This window comes from Caproiciproducens lactatisolvens (genome assembly GCF_052443335.1).
In the GTDB taxonomy this organism is placed as follows: domain Bacteria; phylum Bacillota; class Clostridia; order Oscillospirales; family Acutalibacteraceae; genus Caproiciproducens.
On record NZ_CP195750.1, the window covers coordinates 2,862,685 to 2,881,436 of the forward strand.

The window sequence follows — 18,752 nt, forward strand, 5'->3', positions numbered from 1 at the left end:
TTATCTCCTTTTGGCCGCGAGGGCGACCCAGCCTTTTTCAGTCCTGCGGCTGACGATTGTAAACTTTTTCTCCACCTCGTCCAGAACGTCCCGCTCACGGGTGTCGATAATTCCGCTCATCAGATAAACCGTATCCGGATACAGAAACCGCTCGATGTCCTTTGTGAGCAGAATGATCACATCCGCGACGATGTTCGCGACGACAATGTTGTATTTTCCGCTGACCTTGTCGGTCAGGTCCCCGCAGATACCGGTGAAGCGGTCGGCCACCCGATTGATTTCAGCGTTCTGTTCGGCGGTCTTGACCGCGAGCGCGTCGATGTCCACACCGACGGCCTTTTGTGCGCCCAGAAGCAGGGCAGCGACGGAAAGGATGCCGCTTCCGCAGCCGACGTCCAGCACCTCGCAGCCGGGCGTAACGGTTTCCTCCAGCAGCTCCATGCACAGGCGCGTCGTTTCGTGGGTGCCGGTGCCGAACGCCAGCCCCGGCTCCAGGTGGAGCACCTTGCGGTCTCCGGCATCGTATTCCTCTTCCCAGGTGGGACGGATCAAAAGCTTTTTGCCCACCGGAATCGGCTTGAAATATTTTTTCCAGTTGTTGATCCAGTCCTCCTCCACACAGTTCGCCGTGGTGATCGTATGCCGGATTCCCTCCGCGTTGTAGCGCTCGCTTAAAAAGGCGATGGCCTCCGCGGGGTTTTCCTCCGGGCTGATATAGACGTGCACCTTTGCCTTTGAGCGGTCCTTTTTCAGCAGGTCCTCGTCGATCAGGTCGATGTGCGCGATTTCCTCCACCTCTTCGCACAGATGCGAATAATCCTCAATATAAATTCCGTACGGCACCACCATCTGGGCAATGTCGCCGGCCCTGTCAATCTCCTTTGCGTCCACTTCTGCCGTTACTTCCGTCCAGTCCATTGTTTCCTCCTGCTGTCTTATACTGTCAGACTGCGACAATTGTGCAAGCCAACGCAGAAAGCAGAATTGCACAGCAATTTTGCGGTTGCACAACTTTGTCGTCAGTCTGAGCCGGGGAAGCAAAGCTTTCCCGGCTGTTTCCTTTTCATTATAACCCAGGATTCTGAAAATTTATAGACTTATTTTGCAGGGCGCGCGAATACACTTGATTAATGAAGTTTATTAAAGGTGTTAATCGAATGAAAAAGCGCGTTTTTTACCTGAATGCGGTCATCCTGACCGCCAGCAGCGTCCTTCTGCGGCTGAGCAACATCTGGTTCCGGGTGTTCATCTGCTCAAAAATCGGCGCGTCCGGCATGGGACTGTATCAGCTGATCCTGTCGGTCTTTGTTCTGGGCATCACCCTGAGCACCTCGGGGGTGGGCCTTGCCGTCACGCGCCTTGTGGCGGAAGGGCGCGGCACCAGGGACAGCATCCGGCGCTGTGTCTGCTACGCGCTTGTTTTGAGCCTCCTGGCGGCGGGGGCGCTGTTTACCTGTGCGGATTTTATTTCCATACATTTTATCGGCGACGCCGTCGCCGCAGCGCCGCTGCGGATTCTGGCGCCAAGCCTTCCCTTTATCGCGATATGCTCCTGCCTGAAAGGTTATTTCCTTGCCATCCGCAACACGATTGTTCCCGCGTGCGGCGAGTGGCTGGAGCAGTTTGTCACTATCGGCGCTTCTATTTTCCTGTTCACCAGGCTCGCCGCGCCGCTGGAGGCGCTGATGCTCGGCTCTACCATAGGCGAGGTCTTTTCCTGCGCGTATATCGTCGTGCTGTACCTTGTCTTCGCCGGCCGGCGCGGCCTTTCCAAAACGAAAAGCAGCGGCGTTTTCCAAAGCGTCCTTCATATTGCGGCCCCGGTCCTGTTCGGCTCCTTTTTCCGCAGCCTGCTGAGCAGCACCGAAAACATTCTCATTCCCCGCGGGCTGAGAAAATACGGCGCCGGGGACAGCGGCGCGCTGGCGCAGTACGGGACCATGCAGGGCATGGTGATGCCGATTCTGTTTTTCCCTTCCGCCTTTCTCGCCGCCCTGTCCATGCTGCTGATTCCCGAAATGGCGGAGGCCAACGCGGGCGGAAAACGGGTGACGATTCAGAGGTCGGTTGAAAAGGCGATGCGCTTTACACTCACCTTTTCGTTTCTGATGACCTCGGTCCTCATCGTATTTGCGGACAGTATCGGAATGGCGTTTTATAAAAGCGCACAGGTGGGAAATATTCTGCGCATTATGGCGCCGATTCTTCCGCTGATGTACCTTGACAGCGTGGTGGACGGGATGCTCAAGGGCCTTGACCAGCAGCTGTATTCCCTCAAATACAATTTCAGCGACTCGGTGATGCGCGTCCTCCTGATCGCGGGGCTGGTGCCGATTTTCGGCATCCGGGCCTATATCGCCATCCTTTTTATGAGCGAGATTTACAACGCTTCCCTGAGCATCAACCGGCTGCTGAAGGTGACCGCCATAGAGGTGGATGTGGTAAGCTGGATTCTCACTCCGGCGGTTCTGGCCGCCCTATTGTATTATTTGCTTCTCTTGCTTCAGAAAGCGCCTTGTTTTGCAGTTTGACAAAATGGCTGTAAGCAGTTAAACTTATACCTATCCTGCAAAATGAGGGAGAAAAATGGATAATTTCTGGATCTTATTTCTCGTTTTTACCGTATACAGTTTCCTCGGCTGGCTGACTGAGAGTATTTTCTGTTCCGTCCCCGTCGGAAAATTCGTCAACCGCGGATTCCTGAACGGACCGTTCTGCCCGATTTACGGCGTAGGCGGCGTGGTCGTCGTGTCCGCCCTGACGCCCTTTAAGGACAATCTTGTCGTTCTTTATCTGGCCGGGGTCGTCATCACGACCCTGCTGGAATACGGGACAGGATTCGCCCTTGAAAAAATATTCCATACAAAATACTGGGACTATTCCACCCATCGATATCATTTTCAGGGCAGGATCTGCCTTGAAAATTCGCTGTTGTTCGGCGTGATGTGTGTGGTCGGCATCCTTTTGATCCACCCGACGCTCCTGGACCTGCTGGAATCCGTTCCTGAAACGGTTCTGCCTTGGGCAGCCGGTATTTTTGTGCTGTACTTTGTCTGTGACACCACTTTGTCCGTCTACACCACCTTCAAGCTGAACGGAAAGCTGGACGAAATGCAGCAGGTGCTGGATGAAATCAGAGAAAGGGCCGCGGCCTTTAAAGCGGATAAAATTGAAACCATGCAGTCCGCGCTGGCGTGCCTGATCGATGAGGAAACGAGAGCGGCTTATCAGAAAGCCCTGAGTGAGCTTTACGAAAAGAAGGATAAAATTGAAGCGGACGTCAAGTGCCTTCAATGCCGCATTATCAGCGCGTTCCCAACTATGAAATCCATGCGTTCCAATGAATCCCTGCAGAGAATGAAAGAGATCATCCGGGAAAAGACGAAGAATATCCGCCGCGGATAAATCAAAGGGCCGCCGATGAATCGGCGGCCCTTTTTTTACCTCTCCGGGTTTCTTTTTATAAAATGTTTCACTGCAAAGACCAGCGCGATGACCGACCACATCGCCGTACAGGCCAGAGTAAGCGTTCCCCCGCTTCCGCCCGCTCCGGCGGAAAACTGATAGGAGTACCTTACAAGCCCGTATCCCGCGGCAATCACCGCAACGGCAGCAGCCAAAATGATCACCGCGGCCGTTTTGGCGGTGACCCGCCGGGGCGTTTCCTTCGGGCCTACCAGCGCGTCGCCCCAGATGCAGCGGCAGATAAAATACGTGCACCCGGCCAGCAACAGAATAAAGGTGTTCATCGGGGGCTCCATCCACACAAAGCCCAGTCCGCCGATAAACGTATCCATGAGGATTAGGAACGATAACAGAACAAAAGACTGATAACCGTACCGGTAGCGTCTGTTTTGCTGCAATTCGTCAAATTCAATTTTTTTCATGATCGTCATCCTCCCAAAATAGCTGATCCAATGTTTTCCCCAAAACCCTGCATATGGCAATGCACAGGTTTACCGATGGATTATAATCGCCGTTTTCGATAGCATTTAAGGTCTGCCGTGTGACCCCGACCGCCTCCGCGACTTCCTTCTGCGACATATCCAGCGCGGCCCTTGCGGATTTCAGGCGAAGATTCTTGCCCAACCGAAATTCCTCCTTTGCACTTCCGATACACGCAGTATATCATATATTATGCATAATGTCAAATATATATTACATAATATCCAAAATTAATTGCTTTATGAGAGAGGCTCTCAGTTCACTGGATCCCTCCGGCTGTTTTGCTGTACGAAAAAAGGGCCTGCTGAAAAGCAGGTCCCTAAGTGATCGATTCGTCACGCGACGTCTTTTTGACTCCCTCTTTGAGAGAGGCCGGCACAACCAATTTTTTACTTCACCGCGACGACTTCGACTTCCACCAGCACATTCTTGGGAAGCTGCTTCACGGCGACGCAGGAACGCGCGGGTTTGCCTATAAAGTATTTTCCATAGACAGCGTTGAAGGCGGAGAAATCGGCCATATCCGCCAAAAAGCAGGTGGTTTTTACCGCGTTTGTAAAATCGGCGCCCGCCGCCTTTAACACCGCGGCGATATTATGCATGACCTGTTCGGACTGCACGGTGATGTCGCCCTCGGCGATCTCCCCGGTCGCGGGAATGATCGGAATCTGCCCGCTGAGGTATACGGTATTGCCCGCCCCGATCGCCTGGGAATACGGGCCGATGGCGGCCGGCGCGTCTTTTGTTGAAATGACCTGACTCATGTTGTCATCCTCCAATTTATTACATATTTCTGATATGGTATCCCGCGTCGACGATCGCCCTGCGGATCTGTTCCAGATGCTCATGGTTTCTGGTCTCCATGCGGATGTGCAGGTAGCAGTCGTTGATGCCGGTATTCTCCCCGCCGCGGTCATGATGGACACTGACCACATTGGCGCCCAGATCGGCAATGATCGCGGAAACGTCCTTCAGCTGGCCCGGCTTATCGACCATGGCGATCACGAGGTCGCCCGATCGCCCGGCTTTCAGCAGGCCGCGGCTGATGACGCGGGACAGGATGGTCACGTCGATATTGCCGCCCGACAATAAGCATACCACTTTTTTCCCCTTCACATCAACCTTATTGAACATGGCGGCCGCAACGGCCACCGCGCCCGCCCCCTCGGCAATCAGCTTCTGCTGCTCGATCAGCGTGAGAATCGCCGTGGCGATCTCGTCGTCCGTAACCGTGACCACCCCGTCGACATATTTGCTGCAGATGTCAAAGGTCGTGTCCCCCGGGCATTTTACCGCGATTCCGTCCGCAAAGGTAGAAACGCATTTCAGGGCCTCCACCTGCTTGTCGGCGAGAGCCTGCACCATGCTGGGCGCGCCGCCGGCCTGTACGCCGTACACCTTGCAGTTGGGGTTCAGCGACTTGACGGCGTAGGCAACGCCGGAAATCAGCCCGCCTCCGCCGACCGGGACGATCACCGCGTCCACATCCGGCAGCTGACTTAGAATTTCCAGCCCGATGGTCCCCTGGCCGGCGATCACCTGCGCGTCGTCAAACGGATGGATAAAGGTCGCGCCGCTTTCCTCCCGCAGCTCACAGGCCTTCTGATACGCGTCGTCGTAGACTCCCTTGACCAGACAGACCTCGGCCCCGTAGCTTTTGGTCGCCTCCACCTTGGAAATCGGCGCGCTGTCCGGGATGCAGATCAGTGACCGGATCCCGTTTTTCGCGGCGGCAAGCGCCACGCCCTGCGCGTGGTTACCGGCGGAGCAGGCGATCACGCCCCTTGCCTTTTCCTCCTCGGTCAGCTGAGATATTTTGTAGTATGCGCCGCGTACCTTGAACGAACCGGTGATCTGAAGATTTTCGGTCTTCAGGTAAATCTGGCTTTCCGGATTGATGAGCGGTGCGTGAATCAATGCCGTCTCGCGGATCACTCCCTTTAAAACATAGGCGGCGTGATAAACCTGATCTAACGTCAACAAGCTGATACCCCCAACGATTATTATTTCATCATGGCCATTGCGCCGGTGCGCAGGATTTTCAGGACATTGTACGGATTGTACAGTTCAATAAAAGAGTTGATGGTATTCGCGTCGCCGGTCAGCTCCATAATCATGGAATCCGGCTGTACATTTAAAATACCGGCGTGGAACACATTCGCGATTTCCACCAGCTTTTCGCTGTTCTGCAGGTTCCGCTCCACCTTCAAAAGCAGATGCTCGCGCACGACGGCCTCTTCCCGGTTGAGCACGGTCACTTCCTTGATGTCGACCAGCTTGCTCACCTGTTTATCCACCTGGCGGACAATGCGGTCGTCGCCCGAAACGACGATCAGGATACGGGAGTATTCCGTGTTTTCCGTCTGGGCCGCGACAATGCTCAAAATGTTGTAGCACCGGCGGCTGAACAGCCCGGCGATCCGCAGAAGAACGCCCGGATTATTTCTGGCGAGTACGGACAATACATATTCTTTATCGTTATCATGATTCATTATAATCTGTCGCTCCTCACATTTCAAGAATCGGATTTTCCACCGAGCCGCCCGCCGGTACCATGGGCAGCACATTGACGTCCGGATTGATATGGCAGTTGATCAGGACCGGTTCCCGCAGGGCAAGCGCATGCTTCAGCACCGGTTCGATTTCGCTTCTGCGGCTGATGGTAAACGCCTTCACGCCGAACGCCTGCGCCAGCATTTCATAATTGGTGGTCCTGTCCAGCGTCGTCTGCGAAAAGCGGCCGCCGTAGAAAAGCTTCTGCCACTGACGCACCATACCGAGCACCTGATTGTTGAAGACCAGCTCGATCACCGGGATATTGTACTGCGCCGCGGTGGAAAGCTCGTTGCAGTTCATATGGAAGCTTCCGTCGCCCGCGATGTTGATGACGCGTTTGCCGGGGTTTGCGACCTGCGCGCCGATCGCCGCGCCGAGGCCGAAGCCCATGGTCCCCAGCCCGCCGGAGCTGACAAAGTGCCGGGGGGTGCGGAACCGGTAGAACTGCGCCGTCCACATCTGGTGCTGGCCGACCTCGGTAACGAGGATCGCTTCGGAATCCGTAAGGCGGTCAAGGGTTTCCAGAACCTCCTGCGGCAGGACCTCTTCCTCCGACGTGCTTTCCTGCACCAGCGGATACAGCGCTTTCCACTCCGCGATCTCCTCCATCCACAGCTTGTGCTGACGCTGTGAAAGCATCCCGTTGAGGTGCGCCAGAATTTCTCTGGCGTCGCCCTTCATCTTCAGGTCCACGTCGATATTCTTATTGAATTCCGCCGTATCGATCTCAATCTGGATAATCGGGCAGTGCCGCGCAAACAGGTTCGCGTTGCACAGCACGCGGTCGGAAAAGCGTGTTCCCACGGCAATCAGCAGGTCGCAGTTTTTAATGGCGAGGGCCGCCGTGTTCGTTCCGTGCATGCCCAGCATTCCGATATAGCGCGGGTCGGTCTGGTCGTAGCCGCCCTGACACATCAGCGAAGAGGAAACGGGCGCGTCGAGAAGTTCCGCGAATTTTTTCAGCTCGCCGTAGGCCTCCGCGGCAATGACCCCGCCGCCCGTATAGAGAAACGGCCTTTCGCTCGTCCGGAGCATCTCCAAAGCCTGCTCGAAGCGCTCCGCCCAGGGGAAGTCTCCCCTCGGCGCCGGGAGCGGCGGCTGCGGCGTATATTCGTATTTCTGCGCCGTTACGTCCTTTGGAATATCCACAAGCACCGGCCCTTTCCGGCCCGTACCGGCAATCAAAAACGCCTTGCGGATCGTATCGGCTAAGTCCTCGATATTTTTCACCAGATAATTATGTTTGGTGATCGGCATGGTGATGCCGGTGATATCCACTTCCTGAAAGCTGTCCAGCCCCAGAAGGTCACAGCTTACGTTGCCGGTAATCGCGACCATCGGGACCGAATCCATATAGGCGGTGGCGATTCCTGTGACAAGGTTGGTCGCGCCCGGGCCGGATGTTGCGATACAGACCCCCGTTTTTCCGGTCGACCGCGCGTAACCGTCCGCCGCGTGGGCCGCGCCCTGCTCGTGGGCGGTGCGGATATGGTTGATCTTATTCCTGTACTCGTAAAGCGCGTCGTAAATATTCAGCACCGCCCCGCCCGGATAGCCGAAAACCGTATCCACGCCCTGCTCCAGCAGACATTCCATAATGATCTGCGCCCCTGTTAACTGCATTCGTATTCCTCCTTAAAGACACATCTTCCTCAGATAAAATAAAAAAGCCTTCGCCCCTGCATAGAGGCGAAGACTTACCTTCGCGGTACCACTCTAAATTCGCCGGAAAACCGGCATCTCAGCATGCATCAAACAATGCACTCCCCTGTAACGGTGGGAAACCGGGCGTACTTACTTAGCGACTGTTCAGCTGCCTGCTCCGGGGTGATATCCTGCATTCACCGCGCCGTCTTTCACCTGCCGACGGCTCTCTGTGAGCGGAAAGGATGCATTCTGTCCCCATCTGCGCATTTGTGTTATTGGTTTATAGCATATTATATTCCGCCCTGCTTGTCAAGTATTTTATCAAAATCACTTGACCGCACCGGCCGAACGCACGGCGGAATCTCTCTGGCTCGGCACAATAGCCGGATCGACCTGTTGATCGGTATCATAAGGCATGATGTCGGGACTTACGGGCTGATTGGTAAAGTACGGCATAACGGACGGTTCCAGGCTTTCCGCGGAAGCTGCGCCGCCTTTCGTCACGCCCGGCACCGCGGCCGCAGAAGCCGGCCCGCAAATCGTCAGCACCACCGCCCACAGCATCAGAACACCCGCTGCCTTTCTCATACGCTCATCCCTTCCAAAAGTATGTGCCGCCCTTCCAGTTGCAGCAAAACCGGCCTTAAAGGTTTTTTATTTGAGCCAATACTCGCTTCCGTCGCTTTTTCTGTCCATATATCCCAGATCAATCAGACTGCGGCGCAGGGTGGAATAGTCTTCCGGATAAATCCCCTTTAGAATTCCGTTGACATCCATTTCCGTATAGTGTTTTCCCTTTTCAAACTGGCCCGCTATTTTTTTAAAAATAACCGCTTTTTTCTTCGCTTTGGAAGAAATCACCTTTAGTTTTAAGGGTTCTAACGAAATGAAAACATTATTTAATATTTTTTCTTCCTCTTCCGGCGTGACATCAATCGTTTCCATATTGATCCTCCTGTTATATTTCCTATTGTCAATTTTACCCTGCATTTTAAAAATGTCAAGCAGATATGATTTCTGAATGATGGCAATTCCATTTCAGTTTGCAAGACAGAACACGTTCCTCCCCCGCCTTCGGCGGGGGAGGAACGTAACCTTGTTGCAGAGTCAACTCCGGAAATGCTGTAGATACATCGTTGTCCTGGCCGGGCTCCGGAGTGAATAAACAGGTGAAAAAACGATTATAATAAAAAAGAAGGAGTGAAAAAGATGTTAGATAAAATCGCATTGCTCTTGGTTATCATCGGCGGTCTGAACTGGGGGTCCATCGGTATTTTCCAGTTTGACTTTGTTTCATGGATCGGCGGCGGTCAGTCCGGAATGTTCAGCCGGATCATTTATGTACTGGTTGCAATCGCCGCGATCTGGTGTATTTCACTGCTGTTCAGAGACGACGAGGCCGTCCGCGAAACCACATAATGGAGGCCCTCCCGAAAAAATGGGAGGGCTTATTTTTTGCTATCTGTTGTTGTCCGGAATATTGTCGCCAGGTGTGGCTTCGACAGAATCTTTTCCTTTTCCGGCCGATGATCCGCTGGTTTTCCATTCGTCAGACGATGTTTTATCGTCCTTTTTGGGATAAGCGCTGTTGACATCCTGGCCGAGGCAGTTCATATCGGTGAGGCCACATTTTTTCTCATCATTCTCGGTATCGCCGTTCATATTCGTAATACTGTATTTCTTACTCATGAGTTTCTCCTCTTTTCCATAGCATTGGGGACATTTTTACTATTCCCAAAGCGGATGGCGTTATACCGCCCTTTCAGAAAAGCCGTTCACGCAGAGCCGAAAAAATGTGCCGGAAAACAACAAGCACACCGTTTCATGTCATACGAAACGATGTGCCTGCTGCTATGGTGTGTGTCGAAACATGGAATAAGTAAAGGAGTAATCAAAAATTAATTTCAGAGCTTTTTCTCTGAAGCGGCATCCTGTACGGACTCGGCGATCTCCTCCAGACTCTGGTTGGCGCTGGAGCCGACCGCGGCTACTACCGCACCCTCTACCAGGGGGCAGTCGAGCATCCGTATTTTTCGTTCGGGCATATTTTCAATCACCATCTCCGCCGTCATGACCGCGCTGCCCATATCCATCAGGATCACTACGCCGTCATCGGTATACACGGAGTCTATGGCTGTACTGATTTTTTCAAAGCTGGTGCCAAAGGTACCGTCGTCAAGGCCCCCGGCCGGAACAACCGGCGCGTCGGCCGCCATCATCTTTGCCAGTTCGGCAACGCCTTCGGCAAGCTTTTGACTGTGGGATACAATAATAATTCCTACCATATTGAACCTTTCCTGACAACTTTATAACATTCTGTCGATTACTTTCAGCATTAAGCAGGCGGAGGTTGCTCCCGGGTCCTGATGCCCAAGGCTTCTTTCCCCAAGGTAGCTGGCCCTTCCCTTTGTTGCAATAATGGTTTTGGTATATTCAACGCCCTTTTCAGCGGCTTCCACCCCCTGGGCGAGCGCAGCCTTAAAGTCGTTATTTTCCGCATAGCTTTTTTTAATGGCATTCAGCGCGGGAATCAGGGCGTCCAGCATCGTCTTTTCGCCTTCGTGCGCCTTTCCCCTCATTTCGATTCCGCCGATGGCGGCTTCCAGCGCGGCAATAAAGTCGCTGCCGTCTATTTCGGTTTTCGCGCCGACCGCGACGCCGGCCCTCATAAACGCGGTTCCGTAAAGCGGGCCCGAAGCGCCCCCCACGGTGGAAACCAGCGACATGCCGACCGTTTTCAGAATAGACCCGATATCCTTCCCGGAGAGATCGGCCAGTTTCTTTTCTACCTCTTTGAATCCTCTGGCCATATTGATTCCATGGTCACCGTCACCAATGACATTGTCCAGTTCCGTTAAAAAATCTTTTTCCATCTGAATTTGCTCGCCGATCTGTTTCAGTATTTCTATTACTTTACTGCTGTCCGTCATAATGATTTCCCTTTCTCAAAAGATATATCCATATCATTCAATAATAAATGATAGATATGCAACCAGATGAAAATTATGCGGCGGAACGGTGCGCCCCGCCGCACACAGCAAACCTTTATTGTTTAAACGCAGGGGTATCGGCCTTTGCATCGAGAAGCTCCTTGAGCTCTTCGTCAAGACGGAGCAGGGAAATGGAGAAGCCCGCCATTTCAATGGAGGTCATGTAATTGCCGACGAACGTCTTATAAATTTTGATTCCTTTTTCCGTCAGGTAATCATGGACCTTATTGTTGGCAATGAAGAGCTCCATCAGGGGCGTCGCGCCGGAACCGTTGATCATAACCGCAACTTCTTTGCCGCTGTAATCAATGTCCGCTACGATCTTATCCAGAAGCATGGTGACAATTTCATCCGCGCTCCTGATTTTCTCCCTGTGGGTGCCCGGCTCGCCGTGGATGCCGATTCCGATTTCCATTTCGTCCTCGCCGAGCTCGAAACCGGGCTTGCCGGCCGCGGGAACGGTACAGGGCGTAAGGGCCATGCCCATTGTCCTGACATTGTCCACGACCTTCTGCGCCACGCGGTGGACCTCGTCCAGGTCCGCCCCGGTTTCGGCCTTCGCGCCCGCAATCTTATGGACAAACACGGTTCCGGCAACGCCGCGGCGCCCGGTCGTGTAAAGGCTGTCCTTGACCGCCACGTCGTCGTTGGTCACCACGTATTTTACGCTGACCCCGTCCGCTTCGGCCATTTCCGCCGCCATCTCGAAGTTCATGACGTCGCCCGTGTAGTTTTTCACTACCATCAGCACGCCCTTATCCGTAGCGATGGCTTTGATGCCCTCATAAATCTGATCAGGAGTGGGAGAAGTGAACACCGCCCCCGCTACGGCGCAGTCAAGCATTCCCTCGCCGACATAACCGCCGTGCGCAGGCTCATGGCCGCTGCCGCCGCCGCTGATAAGCGCCACCTTGCCTTCTTTTTTGTGAGCCCTGACGACCACGTTGCCGCAGTCCAGTTTCCTGACGTGATTAGGATACGCTTTTACCATGCCGACAATCATTTCCTGTTCCACATTGTCCACGCTGTTAATTAACTTCTTCACAAAAAACGCCTCCTGTCATTTATTTTAATAGATCATTACGGCAGCGCTCCGATCTTATTCCAGCTCTTTCGTCGCTATAATATCGACCGGCGTACCGCATACATTTTTAATAAGGACTTCCCCGATATGGATCGGACGCATGACCGTGTGGTGGGAAATCTCTTTCAGGCAATCAAAAATTTTACTCTTTTCGATCGGCCGGGAGGTTTTGACGGAAAGCGGCTGAGTGGTTCCGTACACCTTCATCAGGGCGGTCACCATTCTGGTCGGAAGCGTCAGCTCCTCCTGTGCATATTTTTTACCGATATTGCAGGTATAGCCCTCGATGGATAAAATCCGATCGCCGTCCACCTCCGCGGTAATCCGGCAGCCCATCGGGCAGCCGATGCAGGTAATTTCTTTTATCATGACTGCTGCGCCTCCACTCTTACAGTGATTTTGTCAGCATTGGCATTTTTCCGCAGATATTCCGGAGTGAATTTCAGCGTCACCATTTCGCCGGGGGTCAAAATCCGGCTCTTTTTCTCGGCTGCCTGAACGTCTCCGACATCGATACAAACCTTTGCATCCTTGTAAACGCCCCTCGGACGGAACATAATGGTGATCGGCTCATCCAGCTTTTTTGAGATATGCTGGGGAACCGCGCCGGATACGCCGAAGCCGTTGACCACTTCCAGCGTCTCTTCGTCCTTCGCCAGCTGGCCCTGTACATATTTGTAGGCGTTGACGCCGGCTTTGGCGGATTCCTCGGATACGAAGTCGACCAGATCATGCACGTGCAGCACGTTTCCGCAGGAGAAAATCCCATCCACGGAGGTCTGGAGATTTTCGTTCACCTCCGCGCCGTTTGTCGCCGGGGAAATCTTTACGCCGGCCATGGTGGACAGCTCGTTTTCAGGAATCAGGCCGACGGAGAGCAGCAGGGTATCGCACTCGTAATACTCTTCCGTCCCGGGAATGGGCTTAAGCGTTTTGGGATCGACCTTTGCAACCGTTACGCCTTCTAAGCGTTCCCTTCCGGCAATATCGACCACCGTATGGCTGAGCAGAAGCGGAATATCGTAATCGTCAAGACACTGCACGATATTTCTTTTCAGTCCCGCGGAGAAAGGCATCAGTTCCACGCACGCCAGAACCTTTGCGCCCAGGAAAGTCATTCTGCGCGCCATAATCAGCCCGATATCTCCGGAACCGAGAATGAGGACGCGCCTGCCGGGCATCAGGCCCTTCAGATTCGTAAATTTCTGTGCGGTGCCCGCCGTGTAGATGCCGGAGCATCTCCAGCCCGGTGTGGCGAGGGATCCTCTGGGGCGCTCGCGGCAGCCCATGGCAAGGATGATGGATTTCGCTTTGAAATGCTCCAGGCCCGCGCCCCTGCTGACCGCGGTCACCACCTTGTCCGGGGTGATGTTGATGACCATGGTGTCGCACTGGGAGGGGATGCCATACTCCAGCACCTTGTCGATATATCTCTGCGCGTATTCGGGGCCGGTGAGCTCTTCCTTAAAGGTGTGGAGCCCGAAGCCGTTGTGGATACACTGCTTCAGAATACCGCCGAGGTTTTCTTCTCTTTCGAGAATCAGAATGTTCCTCGCACCCGCTTCATAGGCGGAAACCGCAGCCGCCAGGCCGGCAGGTCCACCGCCGATGATCAAAATGTCTACATTACGCATCTTCATGATCCCCTTTCTCAAAAAGGTAACTGTCCAGATATTTGGAGTTCCCTCCGAACTTTGTCACTTCCAGCGGGGATATATGAAGCTCTTCACACAATATTTCCAGGGTTCTTGGGGTACAGAAACCCGCCTGGCAACGGCCCATTCCGGCTCTTGTCCTTCTCTTGATGCCGTCGACCGATCTCGCCCCGACCGGCCTGCGGATTGCTTCCCTGATTTCAGCTTCCGTCACGGTTTCACATCTGCAGACGACCTTTGCGTAATCCGGGTTGATGGAAATTGCCATTGCCCTTTCTTCGTCCGTCATCTCCCTGAACTTCGGTATCCCTTTTCTGATCGGATTGAAATCATCCTTTTTCTTCGCGCCGAGCTTGTCGGTGATCATATCCGCCAGATACACGGCAATCGCCGGAGACGAGGTCAGTCCCGGGGATTCCACGCCCGCCGCGTTGAAGAACATCGGCGCGTCCGGCGCTTCGCCGAGGACAAATTCATTTCTGTCGCAGTGCGCGCGCAGCCCGGAGAAGGTAGTGATATAGTTTCTGGCGGGAATGTGCTCCCAGGTAAGGGCAGCGAATTTCAGGACCTTGGCAAGTCCTTCGGGGGTGGTCCTGGTGTCCGTCTTATCATCGATATCCTCTGCGGTCGGCCCGATCAGGATGGTTCCGTCCACGGTGGGGGTCACCAGGATTCCCTTGCCCATTTTGGTCGGCAGCTGGAAAATCGACGCGTGGAAGGCATCGCAGAATTTCTTGTCGACGATGTAATACTCGCCTCTGCGGGGAACAATGGTGATTTTATCCTCGGAAACCATATTGTTGATTACGTCGGAATAAAGTCCGGCACAGTTCACGACCGCTTTTGCTGTAAAGGTACCAGCCTTGCTTATAACTTTCCATCCGTCTTTTTCTTTTTCAATCGCAGTAACTTCTGCTTCACGGTAGAAATTAACACCGTTCATCGCAGCGTTTTCAGCAAAGGCTTCGGTCAGTTCATAGGGGCAGACGATTCCGCCGTTGGTGACCAGGAGCGCCTCGTACGCCGTGCTGCCAATGTTCGGTTCTCTTTTTCTAAGTTCATCTTGTCCGATAATGCTGAGTCCGGGGACTCCGTTTTCTATCCCCTGCCTTTTTAAAGCTTCCAAGCTTTCATGATCTTCCGGGCTGAAAGAAACAACCAGGGAGGTATTCCATTTATGCGGAACATCCAGCTCTTCGCAGATCTGATCATACATTTTGTTGCCGAGCACGTTGAACTTTGCTTTTTGGGTACCGGGATGCGCATCATAGCCGCCGTGAATAATCGCGGTATTTGCCTTACTTTGGCCGTTGCTGATATCATCGGTTTTTTCCAGCAAGGCAATGTTCAGGCTGTATCTTGACAATTCTCTGGCCACCGCGCAACCCACGACACCTCCGCCGATGATGATTACATCTACCATTTTGTGAACACCACTCTTTAATTTATTTGGAATTTTTTAAAATAATGCAGGGGCAAATTTTATTCGCCCCTGCAAATATTTTATCAATTCATCGCTATGTACTTACAAGGCATATTAACTCTTTAATATAACCTAAATACAACCATGAATTACCACGGAATTGCGGCATACAAAAGCGCGCCGGCCAAACCGCCGATGATGGGCCCAAAAATCGGAACGACAAGACCGTAGCTCCAGTTGGAATCGCCTTTGCCCTTAATGGGGAGGATGGCGTGGGCGATACGGGGTCCGAGGTCACGGGCAGGGTTCAAAGCGTAACCGGTCAGCCCGCCGAAGGACATGCCGATAGAGACGATGATTCCGAATACAAACAGGTTGGAAACGCCCACTGTGCCGGCGCCGGCTACATTTCCGAAGCCGAGCAGGGCAAATACCAGCACAAAGGTTGCAACCGCTTCGCAGAAAAGGTTGCGGGGGATATTACGGATAGAAGGACCGGTTGAGAAAACGCCGAGTTTCGGTCCGGCTTCTTCCGTCGCGTCGAACTGATCCTTAAACATCAGATAGACAATAATACCGCCTACACAGCCGCCGGCTATCTGAGCAATGATATAACCGGGGACCATGGCCCAGCTGAATTTGCCGATCGCGGCAAGCGCTATGGTCAAAGCAGGGTTGAAGCTTGCGCCGGAAGCTGCGCCGAAAATGCACGCAGGGACCATAACCGCAAGGCCCCAAGCCAAAGTGATCTGAATCGAGCCCGCACCCTTCATTCCGGATTTATTCAGTGTAACGTTGGCGACAACGCCGTCGCCCAGCATGATCAGCATCATTGTTCCCAAAAATTCCGCAAGATATGGTAACATTAACAATACACCTCAATCTTTTTTAAATACCGGCCCCTTTCGATAGGAGGTTTCCCCTGCCGAGGGGCCGGCCTGAATTTTAATCGTTTACTCGCTAACCGTAATGCAAAACAGAAGAATCAGTCTTCCTTGGCCCAGCCGAAGGAGCACTTAACAGCCTTGCTCCAGCCTTTGATGATTTCTTCACGATGAGCGGCCTCCATGGAAGGCTCAAAGATCTTGGAAATCTGCCAGTTCTTAATAACGTCTTCCTTGCTTGCCCAGTAGCCAACCGCAAGGCCGGCCAGATAAGCGGCTCCCATTGCCGTTGTTTCAATGCACACCGGTCTGTGTACAGGTGCGTTGATCACGTCGGCCTGGAACTGCATCAGGAAGTTGTTGGCGCACGCGCCGCCGTCGACTTTCAGGGCGTTCAGCGTAATGCCGGAATCTTCCTGCATCGCTTTCAGCACGTCATAAGTCTGATAGGCAAGGGACTCGAGCGTAGCTCTGACAAAATGATACTTGTTGACGCCTCTGGTGATACCGACGACGGTGCCTCTCGCGTACTGATCCCAGTGCGGAGCGCCAAGGCCCGTAAACGCGGGAACAACGTAGCAGCCGTTTGTATCGCTGACCTTTGTCGCCAGATACTCGGAATCGGGCGATGTGTCAACCAGACGCATCTCGTCGCGCAGCCACTGGATTGCGGCGCCGGCTACGAAGATGGAACCTTCGAGCGCATAATTGACTTTTCCGTCAAGGCCCCATGCAATGGTGGTGACCAGGCCGTTCTTTGAATAAACCGGTTTTTCGCCTGTGTTCATCAGCATGAAGCAGCCTGTGCCGTATGTATTCTTCGCTTCACCCGGAGTGTAGCAGGTCTGGCCGAACAAGGCTGCCTGCTGGTCACCCGCGGCGCCGGCAATCGGAATCGCCCCGCCGAAGAAGGACGGATCGGATTCGCCGTATACACAGCTGGACGGTTTCGCAGTCGGGAGCATGCTCTCGGGGATATTGAGCTCTGCAAGGATCTCTTTGTCCCATTTGAGTTCCGTAATGTTGAACAGCATGGTTCTGGAAGCATTGGAATAATCGGTTACATGAACCTTGCCCTTTGTCAGGTTCCAGATCAGCCATGTTTCAATGGTGCCGAACAGTAAATCGCCGGCTTCTGCTCTTTGCCTTACGCCCGGAACATTGTCAAGGATCCATTTTACTTTTGTGCCCGAGAAGTAAGCATCGATCATTAAACCTGTCTTTTTCCTGTAGATTTCTGTTAAACCCTTCGCTTTTAAGGTGTCGCAGTACTGTGATGTACGTCTGCACTGCCAAACGATGGCGTGGTAAACAGGTTCGCCTGTTTTTTTATCCCACACAACGGTTGTTTCACGCTGATTGGTAATACCGATTGCCGCTATATCCGCCGCAACCGCGCCAATCTTCAGCATTGCTTCCTGAGCAACACCGATCTGGGTGGACCAAATTTCCATCGCATCATGCTCAACCCAGCCCGGCTTCGGAAAATACTGTGTGAACTCTTTCTGTGCCACGCTGCACATTTCACCCTTCTCATTGAAAAGAATACAGCGGGAACTCGTTGTGCCGGCATCCAGCGCCATGACATACTTGGCCATAAAAAAACCTCCCCTAAAATGTTTTTCCGATACAATAAATTGTATCTTTGTTTGCCCTAAGGCACCTTCCCATAACTTTGGTTTTCCGGCTTGCGCCGTATTACCATCTATGTTCATATCATAGCACTGAAAAGGAATTTTGTATTTAGACAATTCACGTTTTTTGTTTAGATTTGATAAATATCATATGATTCAATTATTTTTTTTGGTTATTCTTGTATATGGTGCTACTTGAATTATTTAATTTTTCTATAATAGATTCATGCTATTTAGCAAAAATGGATACACCATATTTCCGTATAATAAAAAATCCCCGTACGGAATGTACGGGGACCAAAATCATATCGCAATTTTTTTTTGTTTTTCCGTGCCGTGGTAAATCATCCGGAGCAGAGCTTTGATTTTTTTGATGACAAAATCCTCGTCCTCCTGCATTCCCCGGCTGACCCACTGGATGCCGTAATTTACAAACGCGGTGGTAAAAAAATCGACCAGAAAATCCGCATCTTCCTTGCTTATGTATTTGCAGTTTTCAAGATCAATTCCCAGCTTTTCCACCCAGGAGTGCACAACGGGCTGTAAAAAACCTTCCATATATTCTTTTTTGATGGAGCGGATGGTATTTCTGCAGAACGCGCGGTTGGCTTTGCAGTATCTCATAGCCTGCACGACCGCCTCCTCCCACTGCACGTCCTGTTCTTCCCCCATCTGGCCGAAGATATCGTTCCGGTAAATCCAGCTCAACAGCTCGTACATATCTTTGAAATGGTAATAAAACGTCTGACGGTTCAATCCGCAATTACTGGTTACATTCTGGACGGTGATTTTGTTGAATGGGGTCCGGCTCATCAGGTCCTTCAAAGAATTTGCAAGCTGCTGTTTGGTTTGCGATGCATATTCCATGTTTTTTCCTCCATTTTAACATTCAGCCATTTTAGCAAAATAGATAAAACAAACACTCATCCATAAT

At 52.6% G+C, this 18,752-nt stretch carries 22 protein-coding genes and 1 other annotated feature; of the genes, 3 read left to right on the forward strand and 19 right to left on the reverse strand.

The genetic code is table 11. The annotated features are described in order from the left end of the window. Positions 1 to 918 (reverse strand): 50S ribosomal protein L11 methyltransferase, encoded by a 918-nt coding sequence (gene prmA, locus ACRQV7_RS14125; protein WP_444658691.1) that lies wholly within the window; start codon positions 916 to 918, stop codon positions 1 to 3. Between the two features lie 239 nt (positions 919 to 1,157). Between prmA and ACRQV7_RS14130 the strand changes: the two genes are divergently transcribed. After that, positions 1,158 to 2,531, forward strand: coding sequence for an oligosaccharide flippase family protein (locus ACRQV7_RS14130; RefSeq protein WP_444658693.1), 1,374 nt, complete (start codon positions 1,158 to 1,160; stop codon positions 2,529 to 2,531). Between the two features lie 55 nt (positions 2,532 to 2,586). Next, complete coding sequence (locus tag ACRQV7_RS14135) at positions 2,587 to 3,405, forward strand: putative ABC transporter permease (protein ID WP_444658695.1); 819 nt, start codon at positions 2,587 to 2,589, stop codon at positions 3,403 to 3,405. 35 nt (positions 3,406 to 3,440) lie between these two features. Here ACRQV7_RS14135 and ACRQV7_RS14140 read toward each other — a convergent pair whose 3' ends face one another. From ACRQV7_RS14140 to ACRQV7_RS14175, 8 genes are all read right to left on the reverse strand, one after another. Continuing rightward, a complete protein-coding gene (locus ACRQV7_RS14140) occupies positions 3,441 to 3,887 on the reverse strand; it encodes a hypothetical protein (RefSeq protein WP_444658697.1) in 447 nt (148 codons plus the stop codon). Beyond that, positions 3,874 to 4,089: a helix-turn-helix transcriptional regulator gene (locus ACRQV7_RS14145; protein ID WP_141826396.1), complete on the reverse strand. Its 216-nt coding sequence runs from the start codon at positions 4,087 to 4,089 to the stop codon at positions 3,874 to 3,876. Before ACRQV7_RS14145 ends, ACRQV7_RS14140 begins: the two co-directional genes overlap by 14 nt. A gap of 245 nt (positions 4,090 to 4,334) precedes the next feature. Further along, on the reverse strand, positions 4,335 to 4,709 hold the full coding sequence (locus ACRQV7_RS14150) for a RidA family protein (RefSeq protein WP_444658699.1): 375 nt from the start codon (positions 4,707 to 4,709) through the stop codon (positions 4,335 to 4,337). A gap of 19 nt (positions 4,710 to 4,728) precedes the next feature. Further along, the gene (gene ilvA, locus ACRQV7_RS14155; RefSeq protein WP_444658701.1) at positions 4,729 to 5,928 is read right to left on the reverse strand and encodes a threonine ammonia-lyase; all 1,200 of its coding nucleotides are present in this window, start codon (positions 5,926 to 5,928) and stop codon (positions 4,729 to 4,731) included. A 20-nt stretch (positions 5,929 to 5,948) separates the two neighbouring features. Continuing rightward, positions 5,949 to 6,437 carry an acetolactate synthase small subunit gene (ilvN, locus tag ACRQV7_RS14160; protein ID WP_275713334.1) on the reverse strand — a complete coding sequence of 163 codons (489 nt, stop codon included), beginning with the start codon at positions 6,435 to 6,437 and terminating at the stop codon, positions 5,949 to 5,951. Between the two features lie 16 nt (positions 6,438 to 6,453). Then, on the reverse strand, positions 6,454 to 8,124 hold the full coding sequence (gene ilvB / locus ACRQV7_RS14165; RefSeq protein ID WP_444658703.1) for a biosynthetic-type acetolactate synthase large subunit: 1,671 nt from the start codon (positions 8,122 to 8,124) through the stop codon (positions 6,454 to 6,456). 59 nt (positions 8,125 to 8,183) lie between these two features. Continuing rightward, positions 8,184 to 8,419: a binding site (T-box leader), on the reverse strand. 56 nt (positions 8,420 to 8,475) lie between these two features. Next, complete coding sequence (locus tag ACRQV7_RS14170; RefSeq protein WP_444658705.1) at positions 8,476 to 8,736, reverse strand: hypothetical protein; 261 nt, start codon at positions 8,734 to 8,736, stop codon at positions 8,476 to 8,478. A gap of 66 nt (positions 8,737 to 8,802) precedes the next feature. Next, the gene (locus ACRQV7_RS14175) at positions 8,803 to 9,093 is read right to left on the reverse strand and encodes a DUF2087 domain-containing protein (protein WP_444658706.1); all 291 of its coding nucleotides are present in this window, start codon (positions 9,091 to 9,093) and stop codon (positions 8,803 to 8,805) included. Positions 9,094 to 9,357: 264 nt separating this feature from the next. Here ACRQV7_RS14175 and ACRQV7_RS14180 point away from each other — a divergent pair, with 264 nt between their 5' ends. Next, positions 9,358 to 9,567, forward strand: a complete 210-nt coding sequence (locus ACRQV7_RS14180) for a DUF378 domain-containing protein (protein ID WP_038325962.1) — start codon at positions 9,358 to 9,360, stop codon at positions 9,565 to 9,567. A gap of 39 nt (positions 9,568 to 9,606) precedes the next feature. Here ACRQV7_RS14180 and ACRQV7_RS14185 read toward each other — a convergent pair whose 3' ends face one another. The 10 genes from ACRQV7_RS14185 to ACRQV7_RS14230 form a co-directional block, all read right to left on the reverse strand. Further along, positions 9,607 to 9,837 (reverse strand): hypothetical protein, encoded by a 231-nt coding sequence (locus ACRQV7_RS14185; protein ID WP_444658708.1) that lies wholly within the window; start codon positions 9,835 to 9,837, stop codon positions 9,607 to 9,609. Between the two features lie 215 nt (positions 9,838 to 10,052). After that, positions 10,053 to 10,433, reverse strand: a complete 381-nt coding sequence (gene dhaM / locus ACRQV7_RS14190) for a dihydroxyacetone kinase phosphoryl donor subunit DhaM (protein ID WP_275713328.1) — start codon at positions 10,431 to 10,433, stop codon at positions 10,053 to 10,055. Between the two features lie 21 nt (positions 10,434 to 10,454). After that, complete coding sequence (gene dhaL, locus ACRQV7_RS14195) at positions 10,455 to 11,078, reverse strand: dihydroxyacetone kinase subunit DhaL (RefSeq protein ID WP_275713326.1); 624 nt, start codon at positions 11,076 to 11,078, stop codon at positions 10,455 to 10,457. Between the two features lie 115 nt (positions 11,079 to 11,193). Beyond that, a complete protein-coding gene (gene dhaK, locus ACRQV7_RS14200; RefSeq protein ID WP_275713324.1) occupies positions 11,194 to 12,183 on the reverse strand; it encodes a dihydroxyacetone kinase subunit DhaK in 990 nt (329 codons plus the stop codon). A gap of 54 nt (positions 12,184 to 12,237) precedes the next feature. Beyond that, entirely contained in the window at positions 12,238 to 12,591 is a 354-nt protein-coding gene (locus tag ACRQV7_RS14205; RefSeq protein WP_444658710.1) for a DUF1667 domain-containing protein, read from the reverse strand. After that, on the reverse strand, positions 12,588 to 13,856 hold the full coding sequence (locus ACRQV7_RS14210; protein ID WP_444658712.1) for an NAD(P)/FAD-dependent oxidoreductase: 1,269 nt from the start codon (positions 13,854 to 13,856) through the stop codon (positions 12,588 to 12,590). The genes ACRQV7_RS14205 and ACRQV7_RS14210 overlap by 4 nt, the downstream gene beginning before the upstream one ends. Continuing rightward, complete coding sequence (locus tag ACRQV7_RS14215; RefSeq protein WP_444658714.1) at positions 13,849 to 15,300, reverse strand: NAD(P)/FAD-dependent oxidoreductase; 1,452 nt, start codon at positions 15,298 to 15,300, stop codon at positions 13,849 to 13,851. The genes ACRQV7_RS14210 and ACRQV7_RS14215 overlap by 8 nt, the downstream gene beginning before the upstream one ends. Before the next feature lie 149 nt (positions 15,301 to 15,449). Continuing rightward, a complete protein-coding gene (locus ACRQV7_RS14220) occupies positions 15,450 to 16,166 on the reverse strand; it encodes an MIP/aquaporin family protein (RefSeq protein ID WP_444658715.1) in 717 nt (238 codons plus the stop codon). 119 nt (positions 16,167 to 16,285) lie between these two features. Next, positions 16,286 to 17,782: a glycerol kinase GlpK gene (gene glpK / locus ACRQV7_RS14225; RefSeq protein WP_444658717.1), complete on the reverse strand. Its 1,497-nt coding sequence runs from the start codon at positions 17,780 to 17,782 to the stop codon at positions 16,286 to 16,288. Positions 17,783 to 18,121: 339 nt separating this feature from the next. Then, positions 18,122 to 18,685, reverse strand: coding sequence for a TetR/AcrR family transcriptional regulator C-terminal domain-containing protein (locus ACRQV7_RS14230; RefSeq protein WP_275713313.1), 564 nt, complete (start codon positions 18,683 to 18,685; stop codon positions 18,122 to 18,124). Positions 18,686 to 18,752 lie beyond the last annotated feature (67 nt).